Here is a 20612-nt window from a genome sequence, read left to right as displayed (position 1 = left end):
ATATCAAAGGAAACGCAACTAAAAAGGCCAGATAACGTCAACCCCATCACGATCAAATTAGAGCAAACATTCACCAGCGCACAGTCTGAGCGGGTTTGTGATTCAAGCTGCAATTTTGCAGCAAACTTCACTCGCCCATAAGCGTCTTCTAAAGCTGTCTAGGTATACTCGAAACAACCTAAGCCTGCAGCCCCGCGCTATAGCAGCTAAGCACCCTACATATAAAAAGGCCATGGGATGATAGAACTTCGAATTGATGACCAAGTGTTGTCGGTTAATCCGACTGATAACCTACTGCAAGTGGCGCATGCTGCTGGCATAGCAATACCCAGCTTATGTGATCCCAGTGCAGCCTCGCAGCAATTAGGCGTTCACGAATATGCAGACAAGCAAGCCTGCAATTTGTGTGTCGTCCAGATTGAGAATTCCGACGCCAGTTTGCGCTGCGTACGCGCCTGTGAAACGTCCGCCACAGTCGGCATGCGAGTCATAACTCAGTCTGAATTCTTAAGTCAAAAACGCAAACAAGCGCTGACTGAGATCTTGAGCGATCATTTTGCCGATTGCGAAGCCCCCTGCCAACAAGCATGCCCTGCGGGCGTCGATGTACAGAGTTACCTGTATCACATAGCCCAAGGCAACCATACTGAAGCCGTTAAAGTCATTAAACAAACTTTGCCGCTGCCACTCTCCATTGGCCGTGTCTGCCCTGCTTTTTGTGAAGCACAATGTCGCCGCGGGCTGGTCGATGAGCCCATTGCCATACGTCAATTAAAACGCCACGCCGCCGATCTCGACTTAGCTGATGGCGAAAATGGGGGCATGAGTTATATGCTGCCACGCCAAACCGACACGGGCAAAAAAGTCGCGATTATCGGTGCGGGTCCAGCAGGGTTAAGTGCCGGATATTACTTATCAAACCAAGGTCATAGCGTAGAGGTGTTCGAATCTATGCCACAGGCGGGTGGTTGGCTACGTTATGGCATTCCTGAGTATCGTTTACCTAAGGCGATACTAGACAAGGAGATCGCACTCCTGTGCCGCAATGGCTTAACCATACACACAGAAACGCGTCTCGGTCACGAGATACATTTAAATCAATTAGTTGAAGATTTTGATGCCGTCTGTCTCGCCATTGGCGCCCAAAAAGCTGTGCCTATGGATTATCCCGGCAGCACACTCGCAGGTTGCTACTTAGGTGTCGATTACTTAAAAGATCATTGTCTCGAAAAGACACTTGTTTTAGGTAAGAAAGTCGCCGTCATTGGCGGTGGCAATACCGCTATTGATTGCGCCCGCACAGCAGTGCGTGAAGGTTGCGATGTCACCCTAATTTACCGTCGTACCCGCGCAGAAATGCCCGCCGAAGCTTACGAGGTACATGAGGCCGAAGTCGAAGGGGTAAAGTTTCATTTTTTAACCAATCCGCTTGAAAACCATAGCGATGCGCAAGGTAGAGTCCATTCAGTCACCTTCGCTAAGATGGCACTCGGCGAAGCCGATGCCTCTGGCAGACACGCTCCCGTTGATACTGGTGAAACCTTTACCCAAGATTTTGATACTGTGATAGCCGCAGTATCACAAACTCCCGATATGAGTTTTATGCAAGATCCCGCGAGCCACTTAAGTAATGGTGAACTCGCTCTCAGCCGCTGGAATACCTTTATCGGCTGCGAGCACACTATGTCATCAGGGGTTGAAAAACTCTTTGTGGTGGGGGATGCGCGCCGCGGTCCTGCCACCGCAGTCGCCGCCATAGGCGATGGCCATAAAGCCGCCATCGCCATAGATAAATTACTCAAACAAGGCCTAAGCTGTGAGCTGCATGCCACTGAATTTAATTCATCAAAAGCAGTCGGTAACACAATAAAACAAGGCTTGCCAACTATCGAGCTCTACCCCTCTGTCGCACGTAAAGCCCGTTTAAGCATGCCCGAATTGAACGCGGTGCAGCGTTTACTCAATTACGGCGAAGTCGAGCTAGGCTTTGCTCCCGATGCCGCCATGCAAGAAGCTGCTCGCTGCCTCGAATGCGCCTGCCAAGCCAATACTGATTGTAAATTAAGGGACTATGCGACCGACTACCATGTTGAACCTAAGTCACTCAGCACTCAAAGCGTGCGTAAGTTTTCGGTCGATAAATCGAGTCCGTTCATTCAATTTGATGCAAATCGTTGTATTAGCTGCGGTAAGTGCGTCGATGTGTGCCAGTTGCAGAGTGGCCATTGTGCGATTCAATTTGCCCATGATTCCTATCAAGCGCTGCCGCAAGACATAAGTGAAACCGCAACGCGCCGCGCACCGAGAGTCGGCTTTAGCGCCAGCATGGCCGACAGCAAATGTGTGCAATGCGGCAACTGTGTGCAGGTTTGTCCAACGGGCGCACTCGTCGATGCGCGGGATAAACGCCAAGGCAATGAAACGCCACTCAAAACCGCCTCAACGATTTGTACCTATTGCGGCGTAGGCTGTCGGCTTGACCTTAAAATCGATACCAGCACGAATCAGATCCGTCATATTGAGGGCAATAAAGAGTCTGTGGTTAATCAAGGCATGTTGTGTGTGAAAGGGCGATTTGGTTTCGATTTTATTCACAGTGAAAAACGCCTCACCACGCCACTCATTCGTAAAAATGGCCAGCTCACGCCAAGTAGTTGGCCTGAAGCCATCGCCTATGTGGCCGAACATTTACAGCAAATAAAACAGCAACATGGCAGCAATGCACTGGCAAGCTTAGCCTCGGCAAAAGCCACCAATGAAGAAAACTTCCTCCTGCAAAAATTTGTTAGAAGCATACTCGGCACCAATAACATCGACCATTGCGCCCGTCTGTGTCATTCATCCACAGTCACTGGGCTACAGCAAAGTATCGGCAGTGGCGCTATGACCAATGACATTCCGAGCATTCAAGCATCGGATGTGATTTTTATCATAGGCTCAGACACCAGCAGTGCTCACCCGATCATCGCCTCGAAAATTAAGCAAGCCGTGGCTTTGCATGGCGCGAGACTAATGGTGGCCGACCCTAAACGTGTCGCCATTGCCGACAGTGCACAGCTTTATGTCGCCCACAGACCCGGCACTGACGTCATGTTACTCAATGCCATTATGGCGGAAATCATCCGCAACAACTGGCAGGATAAAAGCTACATTGCCGCACGCACCGAAGGCGTGAATGCCCTCTACGCTGAACTCGCAAAAGCAGATTACAGCCTAGAAAACGCGGCCTTGATAACCGGCGTGAAAGCCGAAGATATCGCCTGTATCGCCCGCACCATAGGCACGGCCGAAAAAACCGCAATCTACTATGCTATGGGCATTACCCAGCACACGACGGGACACGACAATGTCACCGCCATATCTAATCTACAACTTCTGTGCGGCAATATTGGAGTTGAAGGAGCGGGGATTAATCCACTGCGGGGGCAAAGTAATGTGCAAGGTGCCTGCGACATGGGCGCACTGCCTAACTTCTTCAGTGGCTACCAAAAAGTCACCGACATTCATGCCAGAATGCGTTTCGAGGCACACTGGCAAACGCCGTTATCGGGGGAGATTGGCGTAACCGCAACCCACATGATGCATGATATTTCCAAAGGGAAAATCAAAGCTTTGTATGTGATGGGCGAAAACCCCGTATTGAGCGATCCTGACCAAGCCCATGTGCTTAGGGCCCTTAACGCTATCGACTTTTTAGTGGTGCAGGACATCTTCCTCACCGAAACCGCCGAGCTTGCCGATGTGGTTCTGCCCGCCGCCGCGTTTGTCGAAAAACGCGGTCATTTCACCAATACAGAACGGCGAGTACAGCGACTCGAACGAGCCCTGTTACCGCCAGGCGAAGCCCTGCCCGATTGGCAAATTGTCCAAGAGATTGCCAATGCGATGGGTGCCGCTTGGGATTACCCTAATGAAGAAGCGATTTGGCAGGAAATCAATGAGCTGACACCACAATATCGCGGCATTACTTGGCAACGATTAAGCATTGGAGTTGACGGTAAAATTCCCCAAGGCATTCAATGGCCTTGCCCAGATGAAGCTCATCCAGGTACTCCCATTATGCACCAAGGCCAATTCACCCGCGGCTTAGGTAAGTTCACACCAGTGAGTTATCGCTTACCCGCAGAAATGCCCTGCAGTGAGTACCCGCTCACTCTGTCGACCGGACGTTTACTGGAACAGTTCCACACAGGCACCTTAACCCGTAAAACGGCTGGACTCGACTTACTCGGCTCGCCTAAAGTAATGATTTCAGTCTATGACGCCGAGCAACTCGGCATAGGCAATGGCGATAAAATCAAACTCACAACCCGTCGCGGCGAAATTGAAATCGACGCTTTTGTGACGAAAAGAGCCCAAGCTGGCGTGCTATTCCTGCCCTTCCATTTTGTGGAAGCTGCGGCGAATAAACTCACCATCAATGCGCTCGATCCTGTCGCTTTTATCCCTGAATATAAGGTCTGCTCGGTAAGGGTTGAGCGGGTTGCCGAGATAATTGATTAGAATGAACTGACTAGGCTGGATTGACTAAAGTAAATGAATTAAGTGCTCTTCAAAAAGATAAATAAGCCAAATAAAACGGGAGACCTTAAGTCTCCCGTTTTTAATCAAGATTGCTGCAATTAAATCTTAAACTGGCCCACTAACTTGCCCAAGTTAATGCCTTCTTCCGAGACTGTCATACTGATCCTAGCGGCATCTTCGCTGGAATGAAGCAGCTCGTTTACAATCTCTTGGATGGCATACACGTTACGGTTAATTTCTTCGGTTACTGAGCTTTGCTCTGTCGCTGCGGCCGCAATTTGGGTACTCATATCATTAATCGCCGTTACCGCTGAAGTGACTGAGCCTAAACTATCGGAAATCGTACGAGAAGAATCCACCGAACGTACACAGCTTTGCTGACTCTCTTCCATGGCTTTCACGGCTTGGGTCACTAGCTTATGCAGTGCCGATAACATCTCGTTGATTTCTAACGTGCTGGCTTGAGTTCGACTGGCTAAATTACGCACCTCATCGGCGACCACAGCAAATCCACGACCCTGTTCACCAGCACGGGCCGCTTCGATGGCGGCGTTCAATGCCAATAGGTTAGTTTGCTCGGCAATACCGCCAATGACAGAAAGCACGCTGTTGATCTTCTGTGATTGCTCGCTGAGTGATTTTATACTGCCTGCCGCATTATTGATTTGCGACATTAAAGACGCAATCTCCTCAAGCGAAGCATCAACACAACGCTGTGCATTCGCCACATCACCAGTAGCAGCATGAGTCGCTTCGGCTACTTGAGTGGTATTCTTAGCCACTTCGTTCGCAGTGGAGGACATCTCAGTGATTGCAGTCACCACCTGATCTGTTTCATTGTTATGACTCACCAACTGGCTCGACATGACTTTAGTTTGATCATGAATCGCATTGGCTGCCGTTTTTACTTTAGCCGTCGCAGTCGCGACATCGCCGATAATATGCTGAAGTTTATCGACAAAGAGGTTAAAGGAGCGCCCAAGTTGGGCAATTTCGTCTTCACCTTTTACGGTAAGTCGCTTGGTTAAATCCCCTTCGCCCTTAGCAATATCATTTAAGTTATCGGCCATATTCTTGATTGGTACGACCATACGGTGGGCGGCAATCATAATGATAAAGCCAGTAATACCCGTAAGGAAAAGCGCTATCAGCAAAATCGCGAAGGATTTTTCAGCCATTTGCTCAGTCACTGTCTCACGATAATCTTCAACAACAGCTTCAATATCATCGATATATGCCCCAGTACCTAACATCCAGTCAGTACCTGGGATCATCATGGCGTAACTGATTTTTTCAATCTGTTCATTAGTATTAGGTTTTTGATAGTAATAGGAGAAACTACCATCGCCACGTTTAGCGGCATCGAGCAGACCGACGATAATTTTAGTGCCGCGAGGATCTGTCATATCCATTTTATTTTGCCCTTCTAAACTCGGTATTAGGGCATGGAAAATATTTTTCCCTTGAGAGTCATACATGAAGAAATAACCCGCACTGCCAAAACGTATGTCTCTTAGCGCTTGATTCACATTCCCTTGTTCTTTTAACGATAATTGGTAATTCACTATACCAGCGGCAATTTCGGTAGCTTCTTTAATTTGTTGTTTACGTTCACCGACGAGCTTAGATCTAAAGGTAACCACCTCATCGGCAAGCGCATTTTTCTCGACATAATAAGAAACCGACATCAACACCAATAATGCGAGGATCAAAGGAAACAGCGACAGCAATAATAATTTATTGCGCAAACTCAACTTAGACATACTTGAATGCTCCAAAGGATTACAACTTGTATCTTCGGAGTATAGCTAAGATTGTTGTATTTCTATGCGCTTAAAGTAACAAAATCTTAATCTTGCTCAATAAACATTCGATTAATAACGACTCAGTTCAAAGCATATTAAGCAGCACACCACATACACTAAAGCCTAATACCAGTTGTAGCATAGGTGGTTTAAATAACTTTAATGCACCAAAACCGAGCAATACCAAGGCCATATCTTTACCTGAGAATACCGCCTGAGAAAACACGGGTTGATAAAGTGCTGCGGCAAGTAAGCCAACAACACAGGCATTCACTCCCGCTATCGCGCCAGCAATTTTTGGTCTTGCGGCAATCGCATGCCAACTTTGCAACCCCACCAGCATAAGTAAAAAACCGGGTAAGAAAATAGCTGCGGTTGCGATGCAAGCTCCCATGAAGGGCTTATCTAACATCACTTCAGCGCCTAAAAAGGTCGCAAAGGTAAACATAGGTCCTGGCACTGCTTGGGCAAAGGCATAACCTGTCAGAAAACGATCGCCACCTATGGTATCACCCACCGCAGTTTCCAACAGAGGTAGCACTACATGACCACCACCAAATACTAAGCTCCCTACGCGATAAAACTCACCGAAGATCCAAGCTTCAGATCCTAAATCCACGATAAAAAAACTGCCGATGAGCAACACGAAAAAGAGCAACAAATAGAAGTAATTCAATCGAATCGGTGCCAGCGCTACTGTGTCATCTTGGCTCGCACTCAATTTATAGATGCCGATAGTGGCGGCGCCAAGTAACAAAAGGATTTGCGTCCACATAGATGGCGCAATCAAAATTGCCGCGGCACTGACTAACATTAATAGGCGTGCGGATTTGCGTTGGCAGAACTGTTTAAACATGGCGAGAACGGCATCGGCAACCACAACGACGGCCATTAATTTAAGCCCGTAAATCATCCCTTGAACATAATGATTAGCGAGCCAAGCCGACGTTGTTACTGCCAGTAAGTACATCAAAATAAAGGAAGGTAGTGTAAAACCGGCAAAAGCAGCAAGCGCGCCAACAAACCCGCCTCTTTGATAACCAATGGCAAAGCCCACTTGGCTCGACCCTGGCCCCGGCATAAATTGGCTTAAGGCAACCAGACTGGCGTAACGCTTATCATCGAGCCAACCGAGTTCATTTACGAAGGTCTGGCGAAAATAACCAATGTGCGCCGCAGGCCCGCCAAAACTCATCAAGCCCAAGGTAAAAAAGCGTAGGAAAATCTGTAGCATAAATCGCCGCCCATTAATGCATAAAGTGCTGAAGATTATGCCACTAAAAAGACACTTTGATGAAGTTTCACGCGAGCAGCGCAGATAAAAGTATTGCAAAGACTCCACATGGTAGAGTCCTTAAGATAGTTTGAGCGGATTTCAAGAATCGTAAAACGAATAAGTACAAATGCTTAGTGATAAATTGATGAGCTAAAAATTAATCCTTCACCAACATGACTAGTACTTCGAAGTGATCCGTGTGGGGGAATAAATCAAATAGCTGCACTTTGGTTAAGTGATAGCCTTGAATATGTTCGAGATCTTTCGCTAAGGTTTGCGGATTACAGCTTGAATAGAGAATGGCCTTAGGGGCAAACTCGCTTAAAGACTGGCATAGCGCCTCGCCAATACCGCGCCTCGGCGGATTAACTATGATCAAATCCGGCTTATCGGCAGCGCTTTTACCCTTAGCAAAGTCGGTGGAATCGAGCGCCATAAATTGCACGTTTTCGAGCCCCATCATTTGCGCTGACATTTGCGCGCAGGCAATCGCTTCAGCTTCAATTTCAATCCCTGTGAGGGTAATGTCTTTGGATGCACAGTGCAGTCCGAAACCGCCTACACCACAGAAAAGATCCCATAACGAATGAGGTGAAAACTCGGCAACCCATTCACGGGCCGTTTGATATAACTGCGCCGCAACGTGTGGATTGGTTTGGAAAAAGCTCTTAGGCCGAATGAACAAAGGCACATGATTAAAACGTTCTTCAAGCCTAGTATTCTCAGTTAAGAAAATCTCTTCATCACCCTCAAGTATTGCCATATGAACCGGTTGGATATTGACTGACACCACTTTAATTTGCGGATATTCAGCTAATAATGCAGGTAATTCACGTTCGATACGTTCGATACTATTGGTGGACCGCAGTACAAACCGCAGTAGATATTCACCACGCACTTGACTGCGGGTCAGCAGAATAAATTTAAGTTCACCCTTGGCTCTATCTACCCGATAAGGAGGAAGTCCAGCCTGCTGCACAAAGCGTGTTAAGCGATGTAATAAATCTTGCATATCAGATGGATATAAAAGGCAGTCGCAAAGATCTACCGCCTCGCCACTTGGGCTCACAATCCCCAACACAGGCGCATGGGCGGCGCCTAAGGCCACCATTTTAGCTTTATTACGAAAGCCGCTGTCCTCGCCAATTACCGGCGGCTGAAAAATATCGGGCAAATTAGCTGGGATAAAAGGCGCGAGTAGTTGCTGTAAAATTTGAGTCTTAACCGCCACTTGCTGCACCATAGGCTGTTGTATATGCCGGCAAGAAAGGCACTGACCTTGGTTAAAATAACCACATTGCTTGGCGGTATTTACAATAGCAGCATTCACGGCAGATCCTAGATATCAGTAAAAAAGCGCCACACTGTAGCGGTTTTACAGGTAAAAATCACCTTGAAGCATATTCAAATCAGCATCAAGTGCATAATTCACGGCGCACTCAAGATAGGGTGAGTTTATCAACATCAGCAATAGACTGCCGCTTACCTATGGCCTTTTCAATCCATTCAAGCACTTCGGCTGAGGTACTGCGAAACGTCGTTAACTTACCGCCATATAAACTGAGTATTCGCGGATGGGAAATCGATGTTTGCATTAAGGTATCTCGCGGTCGCTCAAAGGCTTGGCTATTTTGCTTAGGCAAGACCCGAATACCACAGAAAGTTTTGGTTATTAGCGCCTTGAGCTCATCAATATCCGGCGTTAGTGGGAAATAATGTTTGTAGATCCCCAGCAGATAATTAATTTCAGATTCGGTCGCCTCAGGCGGCTTATCTAAAGAGGTTAATTCAGTTTCTGTGGTGCCGACTAAGGTTTGACCATACCAAGGCATCACAAATATTACCCGTTTATCGAAGCATGACTCTAAGTACAAGATGCCATCGGGCGCAGGAATATCCAGTAACACATGGGCGCCTTGCACCCAATCGAGTTCAACACCCGCAAGTGGGGGCAACACTTTACTCAACACCTCATTCACCCAAGGACCAGCGGCATTGATAACTAGACGCGCCTCGGCACTATGGGCCTCGCCCCTGTGGCTAAAACTCAGCTCACAGGTCTCGCGCTTGTGTTCCAACTCAAGAAATTCAGCCTCGGCATAGACTTCAGCACCCAGTGCCTGTGCGCTACGCGCCACCGCTTGAGTTAATAGTTTATCGTCGGTCTGCGCATCCCAATACTGAAATACGGCTTTTAATCCAGAGAGTTTTAATCCCTTGAAACGATGCCAATGCACAGCGGGTACTGACACAAATTGGCCTAAAGGATCAAATTCACTCAGCAGTGCATACATACTCAGTCCTGCGCGAATGGTCCAAGGACTGCGCTGACTGTTGTCGTACACGGGAATATAAAATGGCACAGCTTTAACAAGTGATGGCGCAAGATTGAGTAAATGTCGCCTTTCAAGCAATGATTTGCGGACTAAATTAATTTGTCCGGTTTCTAAATAGCGTAAACCACCGTGGATAAGCTTGCTGGAATTCGCTGAGGTTTGGCCGCCAATTTCGCCCTTTTCAATCAGCAAGGTGGAATAGCCCGCTGCTGCTGCATATTGGGCAATGCCGACACCGCTGATCCCACCGCCAATAATGGCTACATCGAAACAGGCCATAACTTACTCTCGCTACCTTCAATAGACGACTGACCCGCTGAGCCTCAAGCATACAACCCATTACACTCAGTCGAACCGCTAATAAGCGTTAATATGTCAATAAGTTAATCTTAGATCAAATCTCGACGATAAGAGTTTAATCAATACTGGCATGTAATTGCTTAAGTGCTTGATCGCACATAGTCTTTAAGGCTTTTAGTTCGCTCGCCTCGCCGCCGACTTTACAGCGCATCAAATGGGGAATTTCACTTGCCTGTGTTTTGAGGGAAAGTCCTGCAGGCGTTAAGGCCAGCACTCTCACGCGTTCATCCTGTTCACTACGACCGCGAGTCACTAATCCTTTAGATTCTAGTCGCTTCAGCAATGGCGTTAACGTGCCTGAATCGAGGAAAAGTTTATCGCCTAAGGTTTTGACACTAATCCCCTGCTCTTCCCATAGCACTAGCATGACTAAGTACTGCGGATAAGTTAGATCTAATTTGTCCAACAAAGGCCGATAGGCACGCACCATAGCATTTGCAGCACTATAAAGTGAGAAGCACACTTGATTCTCAAGACATAAGGCATTCTCTGTGCTGGTATTTTCGGCCATATCGACAGTATTAACACGGGTGTTGGGTTGAGTTGTTGCCATAGGAAGATCCAACAAATTAAATATATTGCGCACAATATACTTGCATTCACACCAAAGATCGAATTATAGTTTATCACAATTGAATTGCGCGCAATTTAAATCAATTTACTTAATCCTTAATCTTAAAAGGTCTAATACTATGAAAACACTTTATGAAACACGTGCCACAGCAAAAGCGGGGCGTCAAGGTCAAGTCAGCACTGATGATGGTTTACTGGATGTCGCTTTAGCCTATCCAAAAGCCATGGGCGGTAGCGGTCTTGCCACGAATCCTGAACAACTGTTTGCCGCAGGTTATGCCGCCTGTTTCTCAAACGCCATTCTGCACGTCGCAAAAATCGGCAAAGTGGATATTACCGAAGCGCCAGTCAGTGCAGTTGTTGGGATTGGTGCCAATGACGTCGGTGGTTTTGCATTAGCGGTTGCCTTAGAAGTCAGCTTAGATTTACCGCAAGAAGCCGCAGAAGCCCTAGTGCGTCACGCACATCAAGTTTGTCCGTACTCGAACGCCACGCGCAATAATATCGACGTGAAACTTAGCGTAAATGGCGTAACGTTAGGCTAACCATAACCCATCATCGACACCTGTTGATAACGTCAGAAATAGAGCACCCTCGGGTGCTTTATTCTTTATTAGCCAATAACAGCTCAAGCTGAGAATGAGTGTGCATCACACCATTTCACAGGGAGATAAACTGGTTTCAGTTCCCAAAAAATTATTATTCGCGAGTTAACTAACACTTCTTAATATCTAATTTAATCAAAATGATTGATTTAAGTAGAGTAAGAGATAATCGAACCGTTTGACGATACTTAAACCCACTCTCTGTGGGAGGCGCTATGACAAAATATCTATCGAAATTATCTCTCTTTTGCTCGCTATTATTCCTCTTTGCCTTTTCTATCCCGAGCTGGGCCGAGACAACACCCTCAAGCTCAGCGGATCGAACGTGGCATTATGTGAATGCTCAGGGTGAACTCAAAATTAAGCTGTATTTCTTTTGGTCAAAAACCTGTCCGCACTGTGCAGAGGCCCATCCCTTCATTGATTCATTACCGCAAAAATACCCTTGGATAGAACTCGAATCCCATAGGGTGTCAGATCCCGGCGTACAGGATATTTGGCAAAATATCGCCTCCAAAACCAGTACTGAAGCACGCTCAGTACCCTATATGGCAAGTTGTGAAAAGGCCATTGTGGGATATTCAAGTGAAGCGGTAACGGGTGAATTTTTAGTCAATCGACTGAAGAATTGTTATTTATCCCTTGGCGGTAAACTGAGCGACGCTGACCTCCCCACCAAAGGAGCCACCAGCACAACCACAAGCGCTCAAACAGATGCACCGCTCTTTGGCACTTGTGGCACAGATACTGGCGAAGGCACCTGTGATGCCACCAGCTTAAGCGAGCCCGTTGCAGAGCCAGAAGTTCAACCCGTTGAATTACCTTTAGTGGGAGTAGTGACACCTGAGACTATGTCTCTGCCGTTACTCACCTTAGTGCTCGCAGGTGTCGATGCTTTTAACCCTTGTGCCTTCTTTGTATTGCTATTTTTACTATCGATAATGGTTAATGCCAAGAGTCGCAGCCGCATGTTACTCGTCGGCGGGATTTTCGTATTCTTCTCCGGCTTTATCTATTTCCTGTTTATGACGGCATGGCTAAACATCTTCCAACTGCTGGGGGCAGGCAGTGATGGCGGTATGATCATTTTAGCGGCGGGTTGTTTAGCTTTGATCGCTGGAGTTATCAATATCAAAGATTACTTCTTTACTAAGGGAGAAGTAACACTATCAATGTCGGCAGAAAATCGTACGAGTCTAATAAAACGCATGGGGAAACTATCCAATTCCAGTAACTTAGGCGCGTTACTCATAGGTTCTACCGTATTAGCTATCCTCGCCAATGCCTATGAGTTACTTTGCACCGCAGGCTTCCCAATGATCTACACCAGTGTGCTATCTATGCACAATCTGCCTGACATTGAACGCTATATGTATTTGGTTTTATACAATATTGTATATGTGATCCCGCTGGCTATTATTGTTATCGTTTTCAGTGCGACCTTAGGCAAACGTAAGTTGACCGAAAAAGAAGGCCAAACCCTGAAACTTATGTCAGGCGTGATGATGTTGGGTATGGGTATCGCACTGGTTATTGACCCAACAGCACTGCAAAATGTGAGCCTGGCACTCGGATTGATTTTAGGCTCGCTAGGCGTTACAGCAATAATTGTTATCGGCCGCAAACTGCTCACGGCCAAGGCAAAATAATTGCAAATTGGCAAATTCATGTGTAACGACTAAAGTTAACCGTGGGTTTGCCGATAAAGGGATCCAGCTTACAATTGAGGTTAGTTATGTCAATTTCACTGAATACACAAGCTATCGCACCGAATCTAGAAAATGGTGCAATTGGCGTTAAGGTTGCTCAGTTAGCCAAAGAGCAGCAAAAAGCCGAAGGTCAAATCGCGGTAGATTTAATTGCAGCTGCGGCGCCAAAACCCGTAGGCAATGCAGGCCACAACATCAACACCACGGCCTAATTGTTAGCAATACAAAATCAAAAAAAGCGCTCTGATTATCAGGGCGCTTTTTTTTGTTATTTTCTCTAAAACGTCAGGCTAATTTAAGAAAAAGCGTTACCATTCACGTGCATAATAGTGAATGTCCACACCACAAATGCCAGTGGGATATGCACTAAGGCATAGAAACACTGATCGAGTCGCCCCATTCCTTTTGCAAACAAAATCAAATATAAGTGTAATCCAATCACCAAGGGAAATAGCGCTAACAGCGGATAGAGTGCGACAGGATTTGCATCGGAAAATAAGCTGTGACTGAATAAAGCCCACGCCACCATAAAGGCGGTCGTCAACGGCGGCGTTGCAATGCGATATTGCTCTGGATAGGGAAACATCCTACGACCTCTGAGTCTCAATCAATAAATTTACGTTGTAGGTTTTCGCGCAATCAACTGGGCTTTATAACTGCTTTGAGTGGACTGCGGATCACATAATCGACCTTCAAAGTAATGTAAAGATTGCCAGTTAGCAAACACTGATTTGAGTTCATTTTCAGTAAGTAAGAAATCTGGGTTGCGTGGCCTACCTATCTGCGCCTGTTGCGTTGTAAAGGTTTCATAGACGATAAGGCCTGTGCTCTTAACCGCCTTAGCAATTTGTGGCAGTAATGGGCGATGCAGATAATTAAATACTAAGACAATATCGTACTCTTCAACCGGCAATAATGGTCCTGCCTCAGCTTCTAAATCCCTTTGTAATTTGTAAGCATTAGCCTGATCAATGTGTGACATGGCTGACAAATCTCGATCGATAAAAGTCACCTCAGCCCCCTGCGCTAAAAACCACAAACCATTACGCCCAGAACCGCAAGCGAGATCGAGTACCTTAAGTCCATCAAAACAACTCAAGTCTAAGTTATACACAGATGGATTAGGCCAAGCGAACTCTGTGATTAACGCGGCAGGCGTTAAAGTTGACGTATGGGTTACAGACATATCAATTAGCCCTTAATTTCTTTTTTCGAGTCAATTTGCCGACGATGCACAATAGAATAATGCCTGAGCCCTGCAGGACCATGGGACACGATAACTGACAAAAAAAGTATCACGATTAACAGCTCAGGCTTGTAATGAGCCAGCGGCACAAACAGGCCAAGCAAGCCTATTTTTACTAAAGTTAACACTCCCTTAAGCTGGATCAGCCAGCGCCAATCCCGTGCGATTTCCCACAACATTAATATGCTGCCCGTCGTCATCGCGAGATACCAATAACTCAACCATTGCACTTTATTTACATCTAATAAAATGCCACCACCAACACCAACGATCCCTAAAATATGTAATGCCCTTAAACTGGTTTTACTCAAACGTTGAAACCAAAAACGTTTTTCAGATATGCCTTGTTTGTGCATTACAACCCCTTAAGAATCAATTGCGTAACATTTAATTAAAATGATAATATAATTTTATACAATAAAGGCTTTTGAAATAACATTATTTATAGAATACATAAAAATAAATAAGCCATCACCTCAATATACAAGATTAAATTATAATATCTATAAAATACAAATAGATAAAACACGCTACCAAAACCATAATTCATACCATTTTTATTTTATAAAGTTAAAATCAATCCATTCAATATGTTAACTAACGCATATTATACCGTATTGAAGCAGTGATTAGTCTCAACTTCATTAATATTTCCCATCCGATTGCACATTTTAAATATGTTATTTTCGCTGTAACAAAGGTTATGTGATCTGAACACACATATACCTCTTTAGATAGTGCTAAATTTGCAAATGGAGAATGCTCTAACAGTGCGTGAGCTGCGTAAAAAATAAATATCACGCCACGATGAATAACCCTTATTAAGTAGATGAATGTACGGCGGAGGAACTATCATGTTCACAAGAAAGATTCAAAAAACAGCACTAGCCATGCTGATCTCTGGCGCTATGGCAGGTACTGCCTATGCAGCACCAGAAGTGCTAGCCGATTTTCACGGTGAAATGGGTAGCTGCGACAGCTGCCACGTATCAGACAAAGGTGGCGTCACCAACGACAACCTTACCCATGAAAATGCTCAGTGTGTTAGCTGCCACGGTGATTTAAAAGAACTGGCCGCCGCTGCACCTAAAGATAAAGTATCACCCCATAAATCTCACCTAATTGGCGAAATTGCTTGTACTAGCTGCCATAAAGGTCATGAAAAATCAGTCACCTATTGCGATGCTTGTCACAGCTTCGGCTTCGATATGCCTTACGGTGGTAAGTGGGAACGTAAGTTTGTGCCTGTTGATGCAGACAAAGCTGCTCAAGATAAAGCCATTGCCGCTGGCGCAAAAGAAACCACTGATGTCGTGATCATAGGTTCAGGTGGTGCAGGTCTTGCTGCAGCCGTTTCAGCCCGTGATGCAGGCGCTAAAGTTATCCTGCTTGAAAAAGAACCTATCCCAGGCGGAAACACTAAACTTGCTGCTGGCGGTATGAACGCTGCAGAAACTAAGCCACAGGCTAAACTAGGTATCGCAGACAAGAAACAAATCATGATCGACGACACCATGAAAGGTGGTCGCAATATTAACGATCCTGAATTAGTCAAAACCTTAGCCAACAACTCATCAGACTCTATCGATTGGTTAACCTCTATGGGTGCCGATATGACTGACGTAGGTCGAATGGGTGGCGCAAGTGTTAACCGTAGTCACCGTCCAACAGGCGGCGCTGGCGTGGGTGCACACGTAGCACAAGTTCTATGGGACAATGCAGTGAAACGTGGTACTGACATCCGCTTAAACAGCCGTGTAGTACGTATTCTTGAAGATGCGAGCGGTAAAATTATCGGCGTATTGGTGAAGGGTGAATACACAGGTTATTACGTTGTCAAAGCTGACGCTGTCGTTATCGCAGCGGGTGGTTTTGCGAAAAATAACGATCGTGTAGCTAAGTACGATCCTAAGTTAAAAGGCTTTAAAGCGACTAACCACCCAGGTGCTACAGGTGATGGCTTAGACGTGGCATTACAAGCGGGTGCAGCAACTCGCGACTTAGAGTTTATTCAAGCTCACCCAACTTATTCACCTGCTGGTGGTGTAATGATCACCGAAGCGGTACGTGGTAACGGTGCGATCGTGGTTAACCGTGAAGGTAACCGCTTTATGAACGAAATCACCACCCGTGACAAAGCGTCTGCCGCGATTCTGCAACAAAAAGGCGAAAGTGCTTATTTGGTATTCGATGACTCTATCCGTAAGAGCTTAAAAGCCATCGAAGGCTATGTGCACCTGAACATTGTTAAAGAAGGCAAAACAATTGAAGATCTGGCTAAACAGTTAGATATTCCAGCAGCCGAACTCGCTAAAACAGTGAAAGCTTATAATGGCTTTGTTAAATCAGGTAAAGATGCTCAATTTGAACGTCCTGATTTACCACGTGAATTAGTTGTTGCACCTTTCTACGCTCTCGAAATCGCGCCAGCAGTTCACCACACTATGGGTGGTGTTGTGATCGATACTAAAGCCGAAGTGAAGAGTGAAAAAACGGGCAAGCCTATTGATGGTTTATATGCAGCAGGTGAAGTCACAGGTGGCGTTCACGGTGCTAACCGCTTAGGTGGTAATGCTATTTCCGATATCGTTACTTATGGCCGTATCGCGGGTGCATCTGCAGCTAAATACGCTAAAGACAAAAAGTAAAATGCAATAACGGAGGGTTAAAGGACTAACCCTCAGCTCATATAGTACGACTTTCAATATGAGAGCCCTAGCTTGAACACTTCAAGTAAAAGCAGTCAATCAATAAGCGAGCCGTCAGGGGCTCGCTTTTTTTATTCCCAATTGATGATAAAGCTCACTCTTTTAACGGGGAATTTTCTAAGGCTAAGGACAAAAAGCCCTAACTCACTTACACTCTTTGCCAGATAATTACATCAGCAAACCCGTTAGGTGACTGAAATGAGAATTGGATTTTTTAGCGCAAAACATTACGACATGCAGCACTTTAACCGCACAAATGCTGCGTTTGGTGCACAAATTGAGTACTTCGATTATCGCCTCTGCATGCAAACAGTGAAGCTTGCCGAAGGTTTTGAAATTGTCTGTGCCTTCGTCAACGATTCACTCTGTGAAGAAGTTCTGGTCGAACTCGCTAAGGGTGGCACAAAAATTATCGCCATGCGCTGCGCTGGCTTTAACAACGTCGATTTAGTTGCCGCTAAACGCTTAGGCATGCAAGTCGTTAACGTACCAGCTTATTCTCCTGAATCCGTGGCCGAACATACAGTCGCACTGATGTTGACACTGAATCGAAAAATCCACAAAGCTTACCAACGCACCCGCGATGCCAACTTCTCCCTCGAAGGCTTAGTCGGCTTTAACATGTTCGGCAAAACCGTCGGCGTGATTGGTACAGGTAAAATCGGCGTAGCAACCATCAAGGTATTGCTCGGTTTTGGCTGTAAAGTCATTGCCTTCGATCCCTTTATCAATCCAGCGGTTGTCGCGCTGAATGTGGAATATCAAGATCTCGACTCTATTTATGCCAACAGCGATATCATCAGCTTGCATTGCCCGTTGACCGCGGATAACCGTCACTTACTAAACCAAGCCAGCTTCGCCAAGATGAAACCCGGTGTCATGGTGATCAACACCAGTCGCGGTGGTTTACTCAATGCTTTCGACGCAATGGAAGCATTAAAACTGGGGCAAATCGGCTCGCTTGGGCTCGATGTATATGAAAACGAAAAGGGCCTGTTCTTCGAAGACAAATCGAATGAAATTATTCAAGACGATGTATTCCGTCGTTTATCAGCCTGCCATAACGTGATTTTCACGGGTCACCAAGCCTTCCTCACCGAAGAAGCCCTAGGCGCCATTGCCAAAACGACCTTAAGCAATATAAAAGCACTATGTGCCGGTGAACTCTCAGGTAACGAATTGTTTTAACTGACAGATAAAATCCTGACTGCTAAAGTGAGGCTTCAACGTTTGAAGCCTCATAGAGGAATATAAATATGTTAGTGACTCAGGAAATTCAGGATATCTCCACACCTTCAGGGCTAATGCGCACCTATATCTATCGCCCAGATGCACAGGGAATATTCCCAAGTATCATCTTTTATTCCGAGATATTTCAGCAAACTGCGCCCATCGCCCGCACCGCCACTATTCTTGCTGGCCACGGTTTTGTGGTGTTAGTACCCGAAGTGTTCCATGAACTGAATCCTTTAGGCACTGTGCTGGCCTATGATGAATCGGGTAAAGATAAAGGTAACGCCGATAAATTTGCCAAACCCCTAGAACACCACGATAGCGATACCCAAGCACTGATCGATTTTGCCACTCAACAAACTTACTGCAATGGCAAAGTTGGCTCTATGGGCGTGTGTATCGGCGGCCACTTAGCCTACCGTGCCGCACTCAATCCCGCTATTTTAGGTGCATTTTGCCTCTATCCAACCGACATTCATTCCAACACCCTACCCTGCGCTTACGGTAATGACTCACTGAGCCGCAGCGGTGATATTCAAGGGGAATTAGTGTTAGTGTTCGGCAAGCAAGATCCCCACGTATCAGCAGAAGGCCGTGTTCTAATCCACCAGCAATTAATGGCGCTGAACCGTAACTTCACTTGGCTTGAAGTCAACGCCCAACACGCCTTTATGCGTGATGAAGGCGAACGCTATGATCCCGCACTCGCACTGCAAATGTACCTGCAAGCGGTAGCTTTTTTTCAAAGAGTGCTTCACTAGTTTATAAATTAAACATACAAAAATATTAAATACTTAAGGAAAGAGTAAAAATGAAACCCTATAAAAATTTATCCTCAAAAAACTTAGCATTACTATTAATGATTACCCGAGTAACAACCGTTGTTTCGTTATTAGCCGTCGTGCTTTCATTAATTGGCCTAGCGAGTCAGTTTTGGATGACACGTGGATTTAGCCTTAACTTTTGGTCGACAGTGGGCATAGCTACTCTTATCCCCTCTCTACAAGTGCTTTTGGGCTCTGGTATCATAGCTGCTATCATTGCATTTGAAGAATCCTACCGCCAAAAGTCTGAAGCCTTTATCGCCTCGTTAAAATAGCGTTCAGTAATTATCTAAAATACACCTAACGATCTAACTTTTTAAAATCAAATGAATCACTAAAACCTTAACTAATATTATGGTTTTAGTGATTCATCCTTTCATATATTAAACTACTAGTAAAAAGCAGATAATCACTATTCAGAATATATTTCATCGATAAAGCCATCTAAAACACCTATCTGCAAAAGGGGAAAACCTTCACACCAAGAAATATCATATCCAATGGAAATGGCATTTGAACCTAGCTTACCAACACCAAGGCTGTATTCATTATTTGCATTAACTTCGATCAAGCATGGCAACAAAAATGTCCAAACATTGGATGAGGTGAGTTGGATTTCTGCAGGAACAATGTCTGAAGAGGTAAGAAAGTGAATAATCCTAGTGGTTGCATCTTTTCTAATCTGCTCGGCATTATTGATGAGTTTATCGAATGCCTCACATTGGGATACTGTTGGTCCCTCTTTTGTCCCCCAAATACGTATGAGAAAGCCATCCCCTAAATAAGGTATATCTAACTTCCTTTCCCAGATTTTTGATTGACCTTTTCCTGAAATATCACCAAAAGGAAAAATGGTTATTGACTTTGCAAACATGCGAACTCCAAATAACTAAGGTTGCCAACCATGGTCAGATCTATCAAGTTTTTTCAAAATTATATACACGTATTACTCTGACTGTTCTCAATTACAAAGCAGTCATTATCTCCTTTAATTTTCGTGAATATTTTTTGCTGCCTGGTACTCTTATTTTTTTAAGATAACGTTCTAGTTCATCTTGCTTTTCAATTAAGAGGCAGAACTCAATAATGTATATCACCAAGAAATTTTTATAAAAAGGCAGTGTTGCGATAACATCATCATTGCTCTCTTGCTCATCTGGTGCATCAATAAAAGTATCTATTTTTTTATCGAAGAAACGAGTAAATAGTGGCATGTTCGATGACACTATCTTCTCCATCTCTAAAATAGAAAACTCGGCGGCGTTTATTTTTTGTGCATCATAGGCTAATAACACTTTAGGTAGATCACATTCATTCACATTTACTTTGCTATTCTTTTTTGCATAGACGAGTAATGAACTATAAAGTTCAGTATCAATCAATTTGCCAACATCTTCTTCAATGACCATGTAT

18 protein-coding genes are annotated in these 20612 nt (G+C 45.3%); 8 read left to right on the top strand and 10 right to left on the bottom strand.

The window, feature by feature from the left end; genetic code table 11:
* Positions 1-237 precede the first annotated feature (237 nt).
* Positions 238-4503 (top strand): formate dehydrogenase subunit alpha, encoded by a 4266-nt coding sequence (gene fdhF, locus L5L77_RS14920; protein ID WP_263223024.1) that lies wholly within the window; start codon positions 238-240, stop codon positions 4501-4503.
* A 119-nt stretch (positions 4504-4622) separates the two neighbouring features.
* Here the strand turns inward: fdhF and L5L77_RS14915 are convergent, their stop codons facing one another.
* The 5 genes from L5L77_RS14915 to ohrR form a co-directional block, all read right to left on the bottom strand.
* Positions 4623-6287: a methyl-accepting chemotaxis protein gene (locus L5L77_RS14915; protein WP_219250334.1), complete on the bottom strand. Its 1665-nt coding sequence runs from the start codon at positions 6285-6287 to the stop codon at positions 4623-4625.
* 127 nt (positions 6288-6414) lie between these two features.
* A complete protein-coding gene (gene chrA / locus L5L77_RS14910) occupies positions 6415-7563 on the bottom strand; it encodes a chromate efflux transporter (RefSeq protein WP_263143383.1) in 1149 nt (382 codons plus the stop codon).
* A gap of 199 nt (positions 7564-7762) precedes the next feature.
* Positions 7763-8935 (bottom strand): 23S rRNA (uracil(747)-C(5))-methyltransferase RlmC, encoded by a 1173-nt coding sequence (gene rlmC / locus L5L77_RS14905; protein ID WP_263143381.1) that lies wholly within the window; start codon positions 8933-8935, stop codon positions 7763-7765.
* A gap of 109 nt (positions 8936-9044) precedes the next feature.
* Complete coding sequence (locus L5L77_RS14900) at positions 9045-10220, bottom strand: glycerol-3-phosphate dehydrogenase/oxidase (RefSeq protein WP_263143379.1); 1176 nt, start codon at positions 10218-10220, stop codon at positions 9045-9047.
* Positions 10221-10356: 136 nt separating this feature from the next.
* Positions 10357-10854 (bottom strand): hydroperoxide resistance transcriptional regulator OhrR, encoded by a 498-nt coding sequence (ohrR, locus tag L5L77_RS14895; protein WP_263143377.1) that lies wholly within the window; start codon positions 10852-10854, stop codon positions 10357-10359.
* Between the two features lie 139 nt (positions 10855-10993).
* On the opposite strand from ohrR, the gene L5L77_RS14890 reads away from it, so the two are divergent.
* The 3 genes from L5L77_RS14890 (at position 10994) to L5L77_RS14880 (ending at position 13400) form a co-directional block, all read left to right on the top strand.
* Positions 10994-11419, top strand: a complete 426-nt coding sequence (locus tag L5L77_RS14890) for an organic hydroperoxide resistance protein (protein ID WP_263143375.1) — start codon at positions 10994-10996, stop codon at positions 11417-11419.
* 275 nt (positions 11420-11694) lie between these two features.
* A complete protein-coding gene (locus tag L5L77_RS14885; protein WP_263223021.1) occupies positions 11695-13128 on the top strand; it encodes a cytochrome C biosynthesis protein in 1434 nt (477 codons plus the stop codon).
* Between the two features lie 86 nt (positions 13129-13214).
* On the top strand, positions 13215-13400 hold the full coding sequence (locus L5L77_RS14880) for a cytoplasmic protein (RefSeq protein WP_106651481.1): 186 nt from the start codon (positions 13215-13217) through the stop codon (positions 13398-13400).
* Between the two features lie 83 nt (positions 13401-13483).
* Here the strand turns inward: L5L77_RS14880 and L5L77_RS14875 are convergent, their stop codons facing one another.
* Genes L5L77_RS14875 through L5L77_RS14865 form a run of 3 tightly spaced genes read right to left on the bottom strand, consistent with a single transcriptional unit; the run spans position 13484 to position 14790 of the window.
* Positions 13484-13774 carry a hypothetical protein gene (locus L5L77_RS14875; RefSeq protein WP_131524699.1) on the bottom strand — a complete coding sequence of 97 codons (291 nt, stop codon included), beginning with the start codon at positions 13772-13774 and terminating at the stop codon, positions 13484-13486.
* A 30-nt stretch (positions 13775-13804) separates the two neighbouring features.
* Positions 13805-14374, bottom strand: a complete 570-nt coding sequence (locus L5L77_RS14870; protein ID WP_263193024.1) for a class I SAM-dependent methyltransferase — start codon at positions 14372-14374, stop codon at positions 13805-13807.
* Positions 14375-14379: 5 nt separating this feature from the next.
* Positions 14380-14790, bottom strand: a complete 411-nt coding sequence (locus L5L77_RS14865; protein WP_105250071.1) for a hypothetical protein — start codon at positions 14788-14790, stop codon at positions 14380-14382.
* 498 nt (positions 14791-15288) lie between these two features.
* On the opposite strand from L5L77_RS14865, the gene fccA reads away from it, so the two are divergent.
* The 4 genes from fccA to L5L77_RS14845 all read left to right on the top strand — a co-directional run bounded on the left by fccA (position 15289) and on the right by L5L77_RS14845 (position 19474).
* The gene (gene fccA, locus L5L77_RS14860) at positions 15289-17082 is read left to right on the top strand and encodes a fumarate reductase flavoprotein subunit FccA (RefSeq protein ID WP_263193023.1); all 1794 of its coding nucleotides are present in this window, start codon (positions 15289-15291) and stop codon (positions 17080-17082) included.
* A 258-nt stretch (positions 17083-17340) separates the two neighbouring features.
* Positions 17341-18330, top strand: coding sequence for a 2-hydroxyacid dehydrogenase (locus L5L77_RS14855; RefSeq protein WP_263143368.1), 990 nt, complete (start codon positions 17341-17343; stop codon positions 18328-18330).
* Positions 18331-18398: 68 nt separating this feature from the next.
* A complete protein-coding gene (locus tag L5L77_RS14850; protein WP_263193022.1) occupies positions 18399-19136 on the top strand; it encodes a dienelactone hydrolase family protein in 738 nt (245 codons plus the stop codon).
* A gap of 50 nt (positions 19137-19186) precedes the next feature.
* Positions 19187-19474: a hypothetical protein gene (locus tag L5L77_RS14845; protein WP_173246570.1), complete on the top strand. Its 288-nt coding sequence runs from the start codon at positions 19187-19189 to the stop codon at positions 19472-19474.
* Between the two features lie 137 nt (positions 19475-19611).
* Here L5L77_RS14845 and L5L77_RS14840 read toward each other — a convergent pair whose 3' ends face one another.
* The gene (locus L5L77_RS14840) at positions 19612-20073 is read right to left on the bottom strand and encodes a hypothetical protein (RefSeq protein WP_263223020.1); all 462 of its coding nucleotides are present in this window, start codon (positions 20071-20073) and stop codon (positions 19612-19614) included.
* Between the two features lie 91 nt (positions 20074-20164).
* Positions 20165-20608, bottom strand: a complete 444-nt coding sequence (locus tag L5L77_RS14835; protein ID WP_131525118.1) for a hypothetical protein — start codon at positions 20606-20608, stop codon at positions 20165-20167.
* Positions 20609-20612: the final 4 nt, after the last annotated feature.

Origin of the sequence: Shewanella sp. SM29, from assembly GCF_025654245.1 — a bacterium.
In the GTDB taxonomy this organism is placed as follows: domain Bacteria; phylum Pseudomonadota; class Gammaproteobacteria; order Enterobacterales; family Shewanellaceae; genus Shewanella; species Shewanella oncorhynchi.
This window is presented reverse-complemented; position numbering and strand designations above follow the sequence as displayed.